Below are 399 nucleotides of genomic sequence, written 5' to 3' on the forward strand. Positions count from 1 at the left end.
GATCAGTGATCGGCTGTCCCTTGCTGTCCGCGTAAAACTCTTCGAACAGCTCGATCACGTCGTTCACGGCATGCGCCAACTCCGCGACCTCCCGCAGCCTTTGGTTCGCCTGATTGAGGCGCTCGTATGCTTGCTTCAGGCACCTGTCACGGAACAGGATGCCACCGACCGCCATTTCCAGACGCTCTTCCACCGTGTATAGCGGGTTTTCCCAGAGTTCGTTCATCGCACGGACTTCCCACGATAGGAACCGTCGTCGATGTCATGGAACCGACGCGGCTGCGGTTTATCAAACCAGCCATCTAGATAAGCGAAACTGGCAATAATGCAAATCGCGCTCAGGGCCCCGACAGCGACGCCTGAACAGAACACGAATTCCTGCGTTACTTGAAACATATC

General features: G+C 55.6%; 1 protein-coding gene. It reads right to left on the reverse strand.

Going from position 1 to position 399, the window contains the following annotated elements:
• The coding region (locus AC1RPG_RS08315; protein ID WP_481762519.1) for a hypothetical protein at positions 1 to 226 on the reverse strand (226 nt) is incomplete at its 3' end.
• Positions 227 to 399: the final 173 nt, after the last annotated feature.

The sequence above is a fragment of the Dellaglioa sp. CoH-57-MRSF-18 genome (assembly GCF_056781995.1).